The organism is Hyphomicrobiaceae bacterium (assembly GCA_041397645.1).
In the GTDB taxonomy this organism is placed as follows: domain Bacteria; phylum Pseudomonadota; class Alphaproteobacteria; order Rhizobiales; family Hyphomicrobiaceae; genus Hyphomicrobium_B.
This window is the reverse complement of the sequence record JAWKWE010000005.1, coordinates 159,067-175,589: the sequence shown is the minus strand read 5'-3', so window position 1 is coordinate 175,589 and position 16,523 is coordinate 159,067. Positions and strand designations below refer to the sequence as shown.

General features: G+C 59.8%; 14 protein-coding genes. 6 read left to right on the top strand and 8 right to left on the bottom strand.

Annotation, left to right across the window (positions count from 1 at the left end; translation table 11 throughout):
* The first annotated feature begins 10 nt into the window (after positions 1-10).
* The 5 genes from R3D51_14675 (at position 11) to R3D51_14655 (ending at position 6,221) form a co-directional block, all read left to right on the top strand.
* Positions 11-430, top strand: coding sequence for a hypothetical protein (locus R3D51_14675; protein ID MEZ5900726.1), 420 nt, complete (start codon positions 11-13; stop codon positions 428-430).
* On the top strand, positions 427-951 hold the full coding sequence (locus tag R3D51_14670) for a hypothetical protein (GenBank protein ID MEZ5900725.1): 525 nt from the start codon (positions 427-429) through the stop codon (positions 949-951). Before R3D51_14675 ends, R3D51_14670 begins: the two co-directional genes overlap by 4 nt.
* Before the next feature lie 115 nt (positions 952-1,066).
* A complete protein-coding gene (gene nspC / locus R3D51_14665) occupies positions 1,067-2,206 on the top strand; it encodes a carboxynorspermidine decarboxylase (GenBank protein ID MEZ5900724.1) in 1,140 nt (379 codons plus the stop codon).
* A 126-nt stretch (positions 2,207-2,332) separates the two neighbouring features.
* Entirely contained in the window at positions 2,333-4,978 is a 2,646-nt protein-coding gene (pepN, locus tag R3D51_14660; GenBank protein MEZ5900723.1) for an aminopeptidase N, read from the top strand.
* Between the two features lie 220 nt (positions 4,979-5,198).
* The gene (locus R3D51_14655) at positions 5,199-6,221 is read left to right on the top strand and encodes a HAMP domain-containing sensor histidine kinase (protein MEZ5900722.1); all 1,023 of its coding nucleotides are present in this window, start codon (positions 5,199-5,201) and stop codon (positions 6,219-6,221) included.
* A gap of 53 nt (positions 6,222-6,274) precedes the next feature.
* Here R3D51_14655 and R3D51_14650 read toward each other — a convergent pair whose 3' ends face one another.
* From R3D51_14650 to R3D51_14620, 7 genes are all read right to left on the bottom strand, one after another.
* Positions 6,275-6,796, bottom strand: a complete 522-nt coding sequence (locus R3D51_14650; protein ID MEZ5900721.1) for a periplasmic heavy metal sensor — start codon at positions 6,794-6,796, stop codon at positions 6,275-6,277.
* Complete coding sequence (locus tag R3D51_14645; protein ID MEZ5900720.1) at positions 6,793-7,290, bottom strand: hypothetical protein; 498 nt, start codon at positions 7,288-7,290, stop codon at positions 6,793-6,795. The genes R3D51_14650 and R3D51_14645 overlap by 4 nt, the downstream gene beginning before the upstream one ends.
* A gap of 39 nt (positions 7,291-7,329) precedes the next feature.
* On the bottom strand, positions 7,330-7,953 hold the full coding sequence (locus tag R3D51_14640; protein MEZ5900719.1) for a sigma-70 family RNA polymerase sigma factor: 624 nt from the start codon (positions 7,951-7,953) through the stop codon (positions 7,330-7,332).
* Positions 7,954-8,070: 117 nt separating this feature from the next.
* Positions 8,071-11,025, bottom strand: coding sequence for a bifunctional [glutamine synthetase] adenylyltransferase/[glutamine synthetase]-adenylyl-L-tyrosine phosphorylase (locus R3D51_14635; protein MEZ5900718.1), 2,955 nt, complete (start codon positions 11,023-11,025; stop codon positions 8,071-8,073).
* The gene (locus R3D51_14630) at positions 10,985-12,478 is read right to left on the bottom strand and encodes a HAMP domain-containing sensor histidine kinase (GenBank protein MEZ5900717.1); all 1,494 of its coding nucleotides are present in this window, start codon (positions 12,476-12,478) and stop codon (positions 10,985-10,987) included. The genes R3D51_14635 and R3D51_14630 overlap by 41 nt, the downstream gene beginning before the upstream one ends.
* A complete protein-coding gene (locus tag R3D51_14625; protein MEZ5900716.1) occupies positions 12,462-13,142 on the bottom strand; it encodes a response regulator transcription factor in 681 nt (226 codons plus the stop codon). The genes R3D51_14630 and R3D51_14625 overlap by 17 nt, the downstream gene beginning before the upstream one ends.
* 155 nt (positions 13,143-13,297) lie before the next feature.
* The gene (locus tag R3D51_14620; GenBank protein ID MEZ5900715.1) at positions 13,298-14,866 is read right to left on the bottom strand and encodes a Do family serine endopeptidase; all 1,569 of its coding nucleotides are present in this window, start codon (positions 14,864-14,866) and stop codon (positions 13,298-13,300) included.
* Between the two features lie 158 nt (positions 14,867-15,024).
* On the opposite strand from R3D51_14620, the gene R3D51_14615 reads away from it, so the two are divergent.
* Positions 15,025-16,029 carry a trypsin-like serine protease gene (locus R3D51_14615; protein ID MEZ5900714.1) on the top strand — a complete coding sequence of 335 codons (1,005 nt, stop codon included), beginning with the start codon at positions 15,025-15,027 and terminating at the stop codon, positions 16,027-16,029.
* Here R3D51_14615 and R3D51_14610 read toward each other — a convergent pair.
* Positions 16,026-16,496 carry a cytochrome c-type biogenesis protein gene (locus R3D51_14610; GenBank protein MEZ5900713.1) on the bottom strand — a complete coding sequence of 157 codons (471 nt, stop codon included), beginning with the start codon at positions 16,494-16,496 and terminating at the stop codon, positions 16,026-16,028. The two genes, R3D51_14615 and R3D51_14610, sit on opposite strands and share 4 nt — an antisense overlap.
* Positions 16,497-16,523 lie beyond the last annotated feature (27 nt).

Here is a 16,523-nt window from a genome sequence, read left to right as displayed (position 1 = left end):
GCCCAGAGCAATGACAGAAGCTGATATCCTGAATATTCGCAACGACCTCACCGGGCTCGTCGTATCAGTATTCTCCGTCTCGTTCGGTATGGTATCGGGCTACATCGCCGGCCTCTGGCTATTCTTGAAGAACGCGCCCTTTTCCCTGCGTTTACTCGCCTTCACGCTTCTTTCGTTCGGCTTGGCCTTCATGGGCGCGCTGACGTTCGGTCTGCACGAGCTTCTGCTGGGCACTGAGCGAGCCTGGAGCAAGCTCCCGGACACGGCCACGGGTATCCCCGGCTTTGGAAACCAGGCGCCTGAGTGGCTTCACGGCCTCACCTTGTACGAAGCGGCGGCGCTACTGGGCGGAATAGCTTTCCTGGCAATTTATCTCGCACTGTTCTATCTCACGTTCTGCTATCGCTGGCCCTCGGAAGGAAATGCATGACGGGACACGTGGGTATGGCCTCCTGGATCTCTCAATTCTTCACAATTTTGACTGTTGCTGCACTCGTTAGCGCGTGCTCAGCGCAGCAGCCCACCGCCGCCACAGCCCAGGCTCCCGAGGTTGCAGAGCCGCAGGGGCAACGTAGCGGCCCGCCCGCTCTGCCGTCGCTGGCAGGACCCCCAGCTTCGGATCCCACCATACGCACGGCCCCCGTCGTCCCCGGCCGGCCGGGCCGTGTCTTTATTTTTGCCGGGGTCGATCAAAATTGCGCGGAGCTTCCCGCTCCTCAGGTCAGCGTGACAAATCCGCCGCTCAAGGGCGATGTCACCTTCCGCACGGGACAAGCGACGACCATCGCTGCGTCGGCACAGGGAACCTGTATCGGCACCAAGGCGAAAGGGACAGGCGTTTACTACACAGCCCGGGCGGGTTCGACCGGCACAGACACTTTCTCCGTCACCGCGCGCCTTGCCAGCGGCGAGTTGATGACCCGGCAATTCCAAGTCGAGATCGCTCAATAGGGCGCTTGGGACCTAATAGCATCGGGCTGGCACTAGCGGCCTGACCGAACCAATGCCATATACAGCGCGCACCCGCCTTGGGTGCCAAAAAACATCCACGAGACCCAAGGTGGCCATGACTTTCTCCCTGCCTCCCGACATCGCAACGCCTGTCTATGTGCTGGATGAAGCGCTGCTGGCGCGTAATCTCGCCACCGCAGCGCGCATCAAGCGCGAGACCGGTTGCAAGATTCTTCTCGCGACCAAGGCTTTCGCGTTGCCGGCCGCCTTTGCGATGATGCGGGAAACCCTCGACGGCACGACGGCATCGGGCGAATTCGAGGCGCGGCTTGGCGCGGAGGATTTCGGCAAGGAAGTGCATTGCTATTCCCCCGCCTACATGCCGGGCGAGGTAGCGCGGCTCACAAAGCTTGCCCACCACATCTACTTCAACTCGCCTGCGCAGATCCGAGAATACCTGCCGCTGTTGAAGGCTGCGGGCTCCTCCATCGGGCTTCGGATCAATCCAGGATACTCGCTCGCGACACTGGGCGGCGATCTTTACAATCCTTGTGCGCCTTATTCACGTTTCGGCGCCACGCGCGACACTCTTGCAGATGCGCCTTGGAGCGAGATCGACGTGCTTCACGCCCATGCGCTTTGCGAAGCCACCCACGAGGGCTCTGTGGGGCTCATCGCACATGTTGCGCGCGAGTTTGCGCCTTATATCCGGCAGGTCAAAGCGGTGAACTTCGGCGGCGGCCATTTCATCAATAAGCCCGGTTACGACGTCGGCGCGCTCATAGCTGCCATCAAGGCATTCAAGGACCAGTTCGACGTCGACGTTTATCTCGAGCCCGGCGCAGGATTGGTCGTCGACACCGGCTATCTCGTGGGCTGCGTCCTCGCGATACACCATAACGAAAAGGACATCGCGATCCTTGACGCCTCGGCCTCCACTCATATGCCGGACGTGCTGGAAGTCCCGTATACTCCCACCATTATCGGCGCCGACAAACCCGGCGTTTTGGGGCACGACTACATTCTGGGCGGCAAAACCTGTATGACCGGCGACATCATCGGCGAATACTCGTTCTCGAAACCATTGAAGCCCGGCGACAACATCGTCTTCACTGACATGATGCAGTATTCGTTTGTAAAGAATAACACATTCAATGGCGTGCCCCTGCCCGCACTGGCCGTGAAGGGCCAAGACGGCGCGCTTCGCATCATCCGAGAATTCGGCTACGAGGAGTTTCGCCGCCGTCTGGGTTGAGCTTTGGCGCAAAGCCGCGCAAAGATGCCCGTCCGGCCCCGTGAATTGCAACGATCCCAGCGGTGCGCAACTAAGCTGCCAGCTGGAGCGTTTTTTCGCGCTAGTCCAGCGCGCATTGAGAGCCCCATGAAGACCGACACGCCACGTCCAATTCTCCTCAAAGACTACCGCCCGCCGGATTTTCTTATCGACAAGGTCGACCTCACGATCGCGCTGCATCCGACCAGAACGCGGGTCGATGCGCGCCTTTCGTTGCGGCGTAATCCGACAGCAGAAAGTGCGGACGTACCGCTACGTCTGGACGGAGAACATCTGGAGCTGTCGCGCATTGCGCTTGGTGGCAAAGAGTTGCACGCGGAAAGCTACATCGTCGATGAAAAGGGATTGACGGTGAAGGCTGCGCCGAAAGATCCATTCACGCTGGAACTGACAACGTACATCAATCCCGACGCCAACACCGCACTGCAGGGTATCTATCGCTCGCGCGGCGTCTACTGCTCACAGTGCGAAGCTGAAGGGTTTCGCCGGATCACGTATTTTCTCGACCGGCCCGACGTACTTTCGGTCTACTCCGTGCGCCTGGAAGCAGATGCCAGCGAGTGTCCGGTGCTGCTTGCCAACGGCAATCCTCTGGAACGCGGCACGCTGGCCGGCGGAGACCGCCACTACACGGTCTGGAAAGATCCCCATCCCAAGCCCTGCTACTTGTTCGCCGTGGTTGGCGGCGATCTTTCTTCCATCGCATCCACATTCACCACCAAGTCGAAGCGGGAAGTCGATCTGCGCATCTATGTCGAACACGGCAAGGAGGAGCGGGCGCACTGGGCCATGGATGCCCTCAAGCGTTCCTTCGCTTGGGATGAAAAACGCTTCGGGCGGGAATACGATCTCGACGTGTTCAATATCGTCGCCGTGTCGGATTTCAACATGGGAGCGATGGAGAACAAGGGGCTTAACATCTTCAACGATAGGCTCATCCTGGCCTCGTCGGACACCGCAACCGACGCCAGCTACGAAGCCATTGAGAGTGTTGTCGCTCACGAATATTTCCACAACTGGACCGGCAATCGCATCACCTGCCGCGACTGGTTCCAGCTGTGCTTGAAAGAGGGGCTGACCGTCTATCGCGATCAGGAATTTTCCGGTGACGAACGCTCGCGCACCGTGCAACGCATTGCCGACGTGCGCCAACTGCGCGCGCTTCAGTTTCCAGAGGATCAAGGTCCGCTGGCGCATCCGGTGCGCCCCGACAGCTACATCGAGATCAACAACTTTTACACGCCCACCGTCTACGAAAAAGGCGCCGAGCTGGTGCGAATGATAGAGACCATCCTGGGGCGCGACGCGTTTCGCGCCGGCATGGATCTCTATTTCAAGCGCCATGACGGCGATGCGGCCACCATCGAAGACTTCATCCGGTGTTTTGAAGATTCGAGCGGACATAGCCTTGCGCAATTCTCCCGCTGGTACTCGCAAGCAGGAACACCTGAGCTGGTCTGCAAGCTCGATTTCGATGCGGCGTCCAAGACGGCCGAATTGACCGTCAACCAGAGCCTTTCGCCCACGCCGGGGCAACCTCAGAAAGAGCCACTCTACATTCCATTGCGGCTTGGCCTGCTCGGCGCCAATGGCCACGACATCCCGCTACAGCTCGCCGACGGGACGAACATCGACGATGGCGTCGTGGCCATCACAGAACGGGCACAGACGTTCCGCTTTACAAATATTCCAGCTCGCCCCGTACCCTCGCTGCTGCGCGGGTTCTCCGCTCCGGTCAACCTGACTATCGAGCTTTCGGACGCCGAACTTGCGTTCCTCATGACGCACGACATCGACTTGTTCAACCGCTGGCAATCCGCCAATGCCTTCGCGACCCGCGCTATCATGCTTGGCCTCGATAAACCAGAAAGCATAGACACGGCAGCCGCATCCTATGCAAAGGCACTCGCGGCGGCGTTGTCGGATTCGGGATTGGAAGACGCTTACAAGGCCGAGTTGTTGAAACTTCCAACTCCGTCCGACATTGCGCGTGAGAAGCGCATCAACGTCGATCCATGCGCTATCGATAAATCCCATCGCGCTTTCGCGCGCGCAGCATCAGGCGCGCTGCGCGATCTCCTGATGCAGGTGTATGCGCAGGCAGGATCGCAACCAGCATTCTCGCCTGACGCAAAGAGCGCGGGACGTCGCGCCCTGCGAAACGCAGCGCTTACGCTTATGACTGCGCATGGCGCACCGGAGGATTTGGAGCGGCTTGAGAAACATTTCTTCTCCGCCACCAACATGACCGACAGCGCACACGCCTTGAACCTGCTGTCCCATCATGATGTTGACGCGCGCCCTAAGGCACTGGCGCATTTCTACGATCGCTGGAAGCAGGATCATCTCGTCATCGACACCTGGTTTTCAGCCCAAGCGCAATCTTCGCTGCCGCGCGCGCTCGACGATGTGCGCACGCTCGTCAGCCACCCGCTGTTCAAGCTCACGACGCCAAACAAGGTGCGCGCTTTGATTGGCACGTTCGCGATGGGCAATCCGCTGCAATTCAACCGGCCTGACGGCGAAGGCTATCGCTTCGTAGCGAAAAAGGTTCTTGAGATCGACGCGGTCAATCCGCAGATCGCAGCCCGCCTGCTCGCCTCGTTCCGCAGCACCAAGGCGCTCGAACCCAATAGACGCGCCATGGCGGAGGACGCTCTCAAATCCGTTGCCGCCAGCGAGCAGATTTCACGCGACGTCAGCGAGATCGTGTTGCGCATGCTGGAGGCGTAAATCGTTGCGACAGCAAGTGTATTAACCTGTCACAATTCGAACAGAATCACTTTTTCGCATTTAATCTCCCTCGACACGACGCTGCCAAATCGGCCAATGTGATTCTCACGAATCAGGGGGGCAGCTACCCCCACGCGCGGGGGCGCAGAAAGCAGATAATCCGGAAGGGGCTTTGGGAATGGCCGGGACTACGTCCGCCAGTCAACGGGAGAGCCATATCTTGGCACCATCGATGGCCTCGTGCCAGAACGTGGTCGCTAATGGACTGATATGGCTCGGAAAAGGTGAGATGTGGCGAGGTCTTGCTGTTGCTTGCGCCGCCCTGCTGAGTTCCGGCGGTCTCCTCGCGCCGCATGTCGATCCGCAAATCCTTGCAAGCGCCCTCTTCGTGGCCGGCGCCGGTCTTGCCCTCATCGCGGGCAACCTAAATCTCGATGCCGAGTTGAACCAAATTCAAAAAGTCAAGTCTCCAGCTGTGTCTCCCTCAATTCCGTCCGTGCCGCACGCGAATGCCCAACGCGTGCGGCGGTCGCAGACGACGTTGGCGGAGTTGTCTGGAACCGCAGAGAGCAGCGCACGCCAGATCGACTCTGCGCACTGGGGCAAGCTCACGCAGCGCATGAGTCACGAGTTGCGTACGCCCCTCAATGCGGTCATCGGCTTTTCGGAATTGATGAGCGCTGAGGTCTTCGGCCCGCTCGGCTCCTCGCAATATTGCGACTACGCACGATCCATCCATGCCAGCGGCCGTAGTTTATTAAAGTCGGCTGAAGATGCCTTGGCAATCACCCACCTGCTTACGCGCTCAAATACCAATGTCGATCAAAGCAGCGCCTGCGTCGGGAAGGCAATCTCGGACATGCTGGCGTTTCATCAGGCCGAGACGCAGATGCTGAACCTCGATCTTGCTCTTGACGTCATCGATACGCCCGAGGTTATGGCTGAGGCACAGACCCTGCGCCAGGTCCTGATCAATTTGATGTCGCATGCCATCGAGAATGCAGCGCCAGGCGCAGACGTTTGCGTGCGTTCCTATTGCTGCGGCGATGAGGTCAAAATTTCACTGCATGTCGCAGGCGCACGACCGAAGTCGGCGGCAAACCTGGAGAGCTTCGACCTCGTATTGGCCCGCACCCTCATTCAGCTGTCTCAAGGCCGCCTTGAGGAAAACTCTTCGGAAGACTTCTGGTCGGCGACTGCCATCTTGCCGCGCGCCAGCCAACGCGATTTCTTCGCCGCATGAGGGGCTGCGCATTGGGCCTCTAAGGCTCGAAGGTCCGTGCGCAGCCGTAGGCTTCAACGCTTGTCGCCATCATCATCATCATCGGAATCGCGGCGCCATCTTTTATGACGGCGCTCCTTGGCGCGCTCGCGCCAAGCCTTGAAGGTCTGTCGCTCCTCGGGCGTCAACTGCGAAGCCGCCTCCACAATCGCGTCGGAGATAGCGGACCGAAGTCGCGCCTCCTGTTCGCCAACTTGAGCCATGGCAGCCTTCATCTTCTCCTTGTCGAAGGGCTCGGTGCCAAGAACTTCGTTGCTATCGCTCCACGCCTTGCGAATGTCATCCCGGATTGGCTTCAACTTAGCCCGTTCCGAAGTGATGAGATCGCGCAAAGGCGCCTGCCGGTCTGGCGGGAGATCACGCACAAAACTCATCAATCCGCGCTCGTGGTGTCCATGCCGGTGCTTCCAAAAGGCCCCGGCCGCCCCGCCGAGCACAAGCAAGTTGAGCCCTAGCGAAGCGATCAGCGCACCATAAAGCCAGCGCGGCTTACGCGCAGGCGTGCTGCTGGTCACATTCTCTATGTCGTTGCTCATAGCGCGTCCTCGTAAACCGCCACATCGGCATCATCGAATTGGGCAAACTGTTGAGTATCCGCGCTCGAACTTAGGCCTGCAGCATCGGCAATTTCACTCACTGTGGGGGCAATGGCTGAACTCTGGCCAACCGCTATTCCCATCACCAGGGATGCAGCGAGAGCCGCTATGCCGCTCCCAAACAACCCCCAATGTGACGTGACAGGCTTGCTGGCAGGCTTACGGCCAATCGCAACCACGCGAGGCGAAGTGATCGCCTGCGCCATGATCCGCTCGGCAAGCGCATCGATGCGTGCGTTGGGAACAGCTGGAGCCAAATCGAGAAGCCGATCGAGAGCCTGCGCCTCGGCAAGCTGCTGCCTCGCTTCGGCAGAACCCAACAAAAGCTGCGAAAGCTCAACACGAACGTGCGCGGGCCATCGTGTCCGGTCGCCGCCATAGGCATCCAGCACATCTTGAAGCAAGTCCATTCCAGTCTTGTTGTTGTTCGTCATCGTCTTCACCGTCCCGCAAGCAGCATCACCAATCGCCACTCATTCGTTGTTCAAAGCCGTCCATTCGTCCTTCAGCGTAGTGCGAAGCGCGCGGCGCCCGCGCGCCAGAAGCGATTCAACAGCCTCATCCGTAATTTCCATCTCCGCTGCCACCTCGCTCTGGCTCATGCCCTCGAAGTGGAACAACGTCAGCGCGAGCCGTTGGCGTTCGGGTAGCGCCTTAAGTGCCCGATCGACCCGCCCGCTCAGCTCACGACGCTCCATGCTGGCGAGCTGATCGGCTTCCTCCACCTGCTCTGGAACCTCATCCGTCACCGTCTGGCGGCCCGCGCCGCGCAGCCGGTCAATGCACAGGTTCGACACCACCCGGCGAAGCCACGGTCGCACGCCGGCAGGTCCGATCTCGAGTGAGGCACCCGACCGCCACAGGCGCAAGAACGCCTCCTGCGCCACGTCCTCGGCTTCGGCGTCGTCGCGAAGCATCCGCCGCGCAACCGCCGAAATGCCCGACAGGTGCCGCTCGACCAGCGTGCCGAACGCAGTCTTGTCACCGCTCGCGAGGCGCTTGACGAGGTCAGCCTCATCGGCGCCAGCTGCCACCGCAACTAGCCCCAAAGCCTCCTCCCCCTCGCTGACGACCGCTGCCACTTGTGCCCTCGGCATGCCTCTTCAATCCTGAAGTGCCTCACAAAGCAGCCCGCCGCCCATCTCACCCAACCGGCTACCATCTTCACGTTCCTGTCCGATCTAACGCAGAAATTCGCAACATCCGTCGCGCCGTTATACGACAAGCCGATCAAAAGCCGATTTCACCTTGTCCAGCGCGGATTTAAGGTCGTTTTCGACCGCCTCGAAGTCGGGCTTTTCGACCGCCCTGGCCAGCAGCGCCTTTAGTCCTGCTGGAGCATTCTTGGGATCGAACGCCTGATCCAGGCTCAGCCGGACGATCTGGGTCAAGTCGTGCAACAACCGGCCGGAGCTGATGAGGTCCGCAGCATCGGCAGTGCTCAACGCACCCGCGCGCGAGAGCTTGTCCAGGGCAATTAGCGTGTTTTGATCGAGGATTTCGGGGTGTTTGGCGGCACCAACGAGTTGCAGATACTGGGCAATAAACTCGAGATCGACGAGCCCACCGCGCACCTGCTTCAAGTTCCAAATCTTGTCAGTACCCTTCTCCGAAGCGATCCGCTCGCGCATCTCGCGTACATCAGTGGCAACCTTTTCGCGGTCCCTGGGCGCCTTCAGCACTTCGAGAATTGCCTCCTGCACGCGATTGACGACATCAGCATCGCCAGCGATCACCCGTGCCCGCGTCATCGCCATGTGCTCCCAGGTCCACGCCTCCGAGATCTGGTAGGAGACGAAGCCGGAAAGCTTCGTCGCGACGGGGCCCTTCTGGCCGGATGGACGCAGCCGCATATCCACCTCGTAGAGCGTACCCTCGGCAGTCGGTGCGGATAGAGCCGTAATCAGGCGCTGCGTCACACGCGTATAGTAGTGGCTCGGTGCTAACGGCCTTGGTCCATCCGACTGCGCGGCACCTTCCTCATAGTCGTAGACAAGAATGAGATCGATGTCGGACGATGCGGTCATCTCGCGCCCGCCGAGTTTGCCCATCGCGATCACAGCGGCGCCACCGCCGGGAACCTTGCCATGCTCACGCTCAAGTTCCTGACAGACCTCGGCGAGTAGAGCCGCAACCATTCGCTCCGCGACCAGTGCGTAAGCGGCACCCGCCTCATCGGCGGAAATACTGCCCGTCAAAATCCGCACGCCAATGAGGAACCCCTGCTCGCCACCTATGACACGCGCGCAATCCAGAATGTCCTGCATAGGATCACCCTCCGCCATACGGCGGGCTTCGGCAAATTCCGATTGCAGAATTCGATCTATCTCTTCGCGATCCGTCGCAGACTGGAGCGCTTGTGGATCGAGCACCGCGTCGAGCAGACGCCGGCGTGTCGACAAGATCCGCGACAGGCGCGGTGTCGTTCCCATAATATCGGCGATCAGCCGTATCAGCGAAGGATTGGCCTTCAAGAGCGAGAACAACTGAACGCCGGATGGCAGCTCAGCCAGAAAGCGATCGAAGCTGGCGATGGCCGCGTCCGGCTCCACCGTATCGGCCAAGGCGGCGATCAACAGCGGCTGAACTTCCGTCAGCCGTTCGCGCGCGCGCGGTGAGCGTACCGAGGGCGTGCGCCCATGATGCCAGCCGCGCACGATGGCGAGCACTTGCTCAGGCTGTGAGTAGCCCAGCTTCTTGAGTTCTTCGATCGTCTTCGGATCGTCCGTAGCTCCCGCAAAGACCATGTTGGTCCCGGCGCTGGTCAGCTCGGGCGCATCCTCAAACAAACCTGCATAATGCCGTTCGACCGTTTTAAGAACAGTACGTAATTCCTCGGAGAACGACGCTGTATCCGCATGCCCGCAGAAATGTGCGATCTGCTCCAGGCCCTGTTGTGTGGATGGCATTTCCTGCGTCTGCTCATCAGCGACCATTTGCAACCTGTGCTCAAGCCGCCGCAAATACAGATAGGCTTTCTCCATGTCGGCTGCGACGTTGACCTGCACCCATCCGCGCTGTTGCAGAGCATGAAGAGCGCCGAGTGTATCGCGAACGCGCAGATCATTCTGGCGTCCGCCCGCAATCAGCTGCTGTGTCTGCACGAAGAATTCCACCTCGCGGATTCCGCCGCGCCCGAGCTTGATGTTCTGCCCGAGAATGGAGATCTCCCCGATGCCCTTGTGAGCATGGATCTGGCGTTTCATGGCGTGCACGTCCGCAATCGCCGCATAATCGAGATACTTGCGCCAAACAAACGGCTTCAATTCATCCAGAAAGATCTCGCCGGCCTCAATGTCTCCGCTGCACACGCGGGCCTTGATCATGGCCGCGCGCTCCCAATTCTGTCCCACCGTTTCGTAATAGCCATGTGCCGCGACCGTAGACAGCACCACCTGCGTTGCCCCGGCGTCGGGCCTCAAACGCAAATCTGTGCGGAAGACATAGCCATCAGGTGTGCGTTCCTCCATCAACGACACGAGATCGCGCGTCAGTCGTACTAAGAAGGATTGAAGATCGCCATCTCCAACCAGCCTGGAGCGTTCTCGATCGAAAAAGACGATCAGGTCGATGTCGCTGGAATAGTTCAGTTCGTATGCACCCTGCTTGCCCATCGCAAGAATGAAGTAACCGGAGCCGACCTCAGCCCGAGTGGGATCAGGGGAGCGCCATTTGCCGCCCTCGCAAGCCCGAGAGAAAAGATAGCGGACTGACGAGGCGACCGTTGCGTCCGCAGCGCGAGAAAGAACATCCGTGACCGTCATCACCGGCCACACGCCTCCAAGATCGGCAAGCGCCGTCAGCAGAGCAATCTCATTCTTATAGACGCGCAATGTCTTCTTGGCGGTTCCTGCGTCGCTCGCCAGAGCCATGCTGGCCTGGAGCGCATAGCAAAGACGGACCCATTCAGCTTCGGGCACTGTGCTGAGAAGGCGCTCGACGCGCGCAGGGTTCTGCGTGATGAGCGTGGAAAGGTACGGAGAGCTTTCGAAAATTCCAGCGAAAAGACCGCGAACCTTGGGCTTGTCGAGCAGACGGAACAATTCGCTCCGATCCGTGGACCCTACTTCGGCCTGAAACTCGGACAGGCGCTGCCACCCGTTTCCACCCTCAGGCGCAAACGGCGTCTCAGTGATACGCTCCCATAGCGCCTGCTTCTCGTGCCCCATCCTTGGCTTCGCCTTCCGTCAGTACCTCGTCACCGGTCACACATCGTTCTTGGCCGATAACGACACGTTCAGGCAAGCGTAGAACGGCACGAAGTCCTGGTTCATTGTCCTCAAGCGACAGTTCTCCGCCGTGGAGCCGCGCCACCGCCGCAACCAATGAAAGACCAAGCCCCGTGCCAGGTTGCGTTCTGCTCTCCTCCAGGCGGACGAACCGGCGCAACACGCGCTCGCGGTCCTTGGCTGGAATCCCCGGGCCTCGATCGCTGACGGAGATTATGGCACCGCCCTGTGGGAGCGGGCCGGCACGCACAGTAATCGCGCTGCCAGGGCCAGACATGCGAGAGTACTTGATGGCATTATCGATGAGGTTGGCTACGGTCTGCCCGATAAGCTGGCGGTTGGCGCGGATGATCGGACCACCGCCGACCTCGACACTCAAAACAAATCCGCTCTCTTCGGCGGCAGGGATGTAGAGTTCCGCGACGTCCTCAACCACACGCGACAGATCGAACTCCTCCAGGCTGTCCTGTAGCGGTGCTGCTTCAAGCCGTGCAATCAATAGAAGCGCGTTGAAGGTCTTTAGAAGCTCGTCCGCCTTCTCGATGGTCTTCTCAAGCCCCTCGCGATACGCCTCCTCGCCGCGCGCATCCATCAACGCCGCTTCGGCTGCGTTGCGCAGCCTGTTGAGAGGTGTTTTGAGATCGTGAGCGATATTGTCGGAGACCTCGCGAAGGCTGCGCATCAGCCCCTCGATCCTGTCGAGCATTTCGTTGAGGTTCTGAGATAGCCGGTCAAGCTCGCCGCCGGTGCCTTGCACCGGAATGCGTCGCGCCAAGTCCCCCTCCATGATTGAACGGGCGGTGTGGCTGATCTCGTCCATCCGGTCGAGAATGAAACGGCTGACCGCAAGGCCTCCAAGAAGTCCGAGGATCGACAGCGCACCGAACCCGATGAGAAATACATGACGCACGCTGTCGGCATAACGGCGCTGATCTTCGATATCTCGACCGACGAATAGACTTAGTCCGCTGCCTACATGGACGGGGATAGCGACAGCAAGTCGGCCCGGCGCGCTAGCATCATGATCGCGGGCGTACACAAACACGCCGCCTTGCGGGCTAGAAGCAAATTCAGGCGGCAACCGATTAAGATTGCCCGCGAGCTTGTTGCCGTCAGCGTCAGCTAGGAAGTAGAGCCCTGGGCCTTCAGGGTGGGAAACAGCAGCGACCGCTGCCAACAGCGCGTCTTCGCCTTTGGCAGCTTCGCGGCGCATGATTTCCGCTTCCGCCTTCACGCCGACGAGAACCTGCTCCGTCAGAACGTTGTTGGATTGCCAGAACAGCAAGCCTGCCAGAGCCGCAGCGATAAGCACGAACAGCGCAACCGCCGTCGCAACAAGACGGAATACGCTGGCCCTGAAGACCTTGGCAAGCCGCTCAAAGAGGTCCGTCACGGATCGTATATCCTGCCCCGCGCACAGTATGCAGCAAGGGCTTGTCAAAGCTCTTGTCGATCTTGGCTCTTAGCCGCGAGATATGCACGTCGATCACGTTCGTTTGCGGATCGAAGTGATAATCCCACACGTGTTCAAGAAGCATCGTGCGCGTCACGACCTGTCCGGCATGCTGCATGAGATACTCAAGCAGCCGGTATTCTCGCGGTTGGAGCAGGATCTGCTCGCCGTTGCGCGTGACACGATGAGACAGACGGTCGAGCACAAGATCGCCAACGACGTAGCGCGTCTGCTGCTCTTCCGGAACCGCCCGGCGGCCTAGTGCCTCGACACGCGCAAGCAGCTCCGAATAAGCGTACGGCTTCGTCAGATAGTCGTCGCCGCCTGCGCGCAGCCCCTTGACGCGATCATCGACTTCGCCGAGCGCCGACAAGATCAGCGCAGGTGTCCGGTTGCCTTTGGTGCGCAGAGATTTGATGATGGAAAGCCCATCGAGTCGCGGCAGCATCCTGTCGACGATGAGAACGTCGTAGTTCCCTTCTTCAGCAAGCGAAAGCCCGCTCTCTCCGTCGCCGGCAAGATCTGCCGTATGACCATTTTCCTTGAGCGACTTCTGCAGAAACTGCGCCGTCTCACGGTCGTCTTCGATCACAAGAACGCGCATGTTGTCGTAGCTGCCTTGTCTCATCATTGGATTACTGCCGTTGCAATGTAATCTTCCGTTTGCAAAACGTCGAGGCGGCCGGTCAATTTCTGCGAGGACACTTACCGCAGGAACTGAGCCGGCCGCCCCGGATGACATCTATTGCTCGTAGTTCCTTAACCCTTTTTGTCCTTGAGCAGGACCGCCACGAGCCGTTTCTGATCCCCCGACTTGACGTGCAGCAGCACGGCGGAGCGCTTCAGTTCCTGGGCCTTCTTGACGCCGGATACCACGTCTTTCGGGTCGGCAACCGTATCGCCGGAGATCTCCAGGATGATGTCGCCGGGCTTGAGGCCCTTTTCGGCCGCGTCCGAAGACGGATCAACCTCTGCGATCACCACGCCCTGTTCATCGCCCGAACGCGCGGGCATCAGGGTCACTCCGAGCTGGCTCAAGTCGAGCGACGACTTAGCGGGCTTTTCCTCCTCGACGGGCTTCATCGGGTCGGTCGAATTGGGGAAGAGACCCAGCTTGACCTTGATCAACTTCTCTTCGTTGCCACGCCAGACTTTGACGTCGACCGTCGTATCGGGAGAGAACTCTGCAATCTTACGAGCAAGGTCGCGGCTGTCGGCGATCTTGTCCGCATTGATCTGAAGGATGGCATCCTGTGTCTTGATGCCGGCAGAAGCCGCAGGACCACCCGCTGTTACTTCGCTGACCAGCGCGCCTCGTGCTTCCGTCAGGCCAAGGCTGGCCGCAGTGTCGTCATCGACGTTCTGGATCTTCACACCGAGCCAACCGCGGCTTACCGATCCGCCCTTCTTCAGCTGCTCAACAACGTCGCTGACCGTGTTGGCTGGCACCGCGAATGCAATACCCACGTTCCCACCAGACGGGCTGTAGATCGCGGTGTTGACGCCAATGACTTCGCCATCGAGGTTGAAAGTAGGACCACCCGAATTGCCGCGGTTCACGGCCGCGTCAATCTGAAGGTAGTCGTACGGGCCAGAGCCAATGTCACGCGCCAGAGCTGACACGATGCCCGCAGTCACTGTGCCACCGAGGCCGAAGGGATTGCCAACAGCCAAGGCCCAGTCACCAACGCGCGGCTGCTTCTTTGAAAGTTTCACAGCGGGGAACGTCGTCTTTGCGTTCTCGATTTTCAGGAGCGCAATGTCCGTGCGCTGATCGGTACCGACCAACTTGGCATCATATTTCTCACCAAGATCGAACTGCACCTGAATCTTGGTAGCGCCGTCGATAACGTGATTATTCGTCACGACGAATCCGTCTTCGGATACGACGAAGCCCGAACCCTGCGCTTGCACGGGATGCGCGCGCGGTGCGCCGCCTTCGCCCTGACCGAACTCCTTGGGCAAATTCTTGAAGAAGTCGTGAAGTGGGTGGTCTTCGGGCAATTCAGGGATAGCGAACCCTTTGCCGCGCTCGGCGACTTTCGCCGCGCCACCATCATTGACCACCGAAATCGAAACGACCGACGGTTTTACCTTGTCCACGAGGTCCGCAAATGAAAGCGGCGCACGGCCGTAAGGCGTGTCGATCGTCGCAGCCGCATTGGCCTCTGCATGGGCGCGCGGAACGTCGGCGCCGCTCCAGAAAATGCCAGCCGTAACCATAGCCGCTAGAACCGAGAGGGCGATAGGCGCACGGCGCAAGCGCTTTGGCCCGCCTTTTGCTCCCCGTGTGTCATCCAAGGCCGCGATACGTGGAGTGTCGAGCATCCAAGAACCTCCTGCTCATCTCAAAAAGGGGCAATTCCTGCCTTAACAAGCGGAGTTACTGGAGTTCGGATTACCGCAGCATTTCGGCGTCCTTAACAGTTGGTAATGTCAGGCCCTCGGATTGCCTTTCGAGTGTCGGCAGAAAGGCCCCTTCCGCCATGCTGCAACGCCAAATATTCCCAAAGCCGGTCAATCCCGCTTCATTCTGGAACGCGACCCTCAGTTGTCTCATGGCCGCCGCGAACCTTTGCAGTGTCACAAGCGCTGCCGCCGCAGGTCCGACTTGGCCGGTAGCGCATTCCAAAGCGGAAACGCAAATACAGCCTGTCGCCGTATTCGGCACCGACGACCGTCGCGATTTGCCTGCATCCCGCGCCCGGAGCTTGAGTGACAAGATCGGTGTCCTCTCGATTGGACGCTCGAATTTCTGCACGGCATTCTGTGTCGCCCCTGACACCATCGCGACCGCCAGTCACTGCCTGCTTGGTACACAAGAACAGCAAGGGCCCGACCTTTCGCGAGTGACGTTCAACGTCGGGGGAGAGAACATGCAGCTTCGCTCATCCCCGCTACTGGGGTCTACACGCAAGGAAGTACGACGCTCTATTCGCGCGGGCACGACTGGACTGCGCATCCGGCCGCCGATCGCGGCGGAACGCGATTGGGCCGTGGCCCGACTGTCAAAGCCAGTCTGCACAGCTGGCGGACTGGCGATGAGCGCGTTATCGCGCAAAGACATCGAGGCTCAGGCGGCAAAGGGGAACATCTATCAAGTCGCAATGCATCGCGACCTCGCAGCTGACCACCTTGTGGTAGGGGCGCCGTGCGCTATGTCGCGGAGCTTTCCTCAAGTGCGGGCTGAGACGATCGCCCTGGACTTCGCAAACGCGAATGCGATCCTCCTGCATACCTGCGACACAGGACTTGGCTCGTCTGGCTCGCCTATGCTGCGCGATGGAGCGGCCGGGCCCGAAGTCGTCGGCATCAATGTGGGCACTTACGTTATTTCGCCGCCGAGCACGAACCTCAGTTCAACGGCTCACTCGGATGAACCGACAAGCGAAGCGATCGCCAACACGGCGGTGCCGGTCTCGCAGTTCCGCAAGGCCGTCGATGCGTTTGCTGCGACCGTCGCTGTAGGACAGCAGACACCACGTCCCTAGGCTTCTTCGCCTTCTTTCTTCAGGATTTGTTCTAGGCGGGCCATTTCCTGCGCACTCAGCGGCGCTCCGGCGGGCGCGGCAGCGGCGTTCTCCGTCGACTTGAACGTCGCGCGGCGCGCCAACCAGATCCCCCCGAGCAGTACGAGAAGTGGTGTCAGCCACAGGACCAACGTTTCTGCGTTGAACGGCGGTTTCAGCAGAACAAAATCACCATAGCGCGCCACGATGTAGTCGCGCACTTGTTGGTCGGTATCGTTTGCCTTGAGCCGTTCGCGAACCAGAAGGCGCAGATCTCGAGCCAATGGCGCGTTGCTGTCGTCGATTGATTGGTTCTGACACACAAGGCAGCGCAACTCTGACGAGATTGCCCGCGCACGCGCCTCCAGCGCGGGATCGGAAAGTATCTCGTCGGGTTGAACTGCATCAGCGGGAAGCGAGCCCGCTAATCCAATCGCCACGGCGAACATCGCGAACAACGCCGATCGCACGGTGCG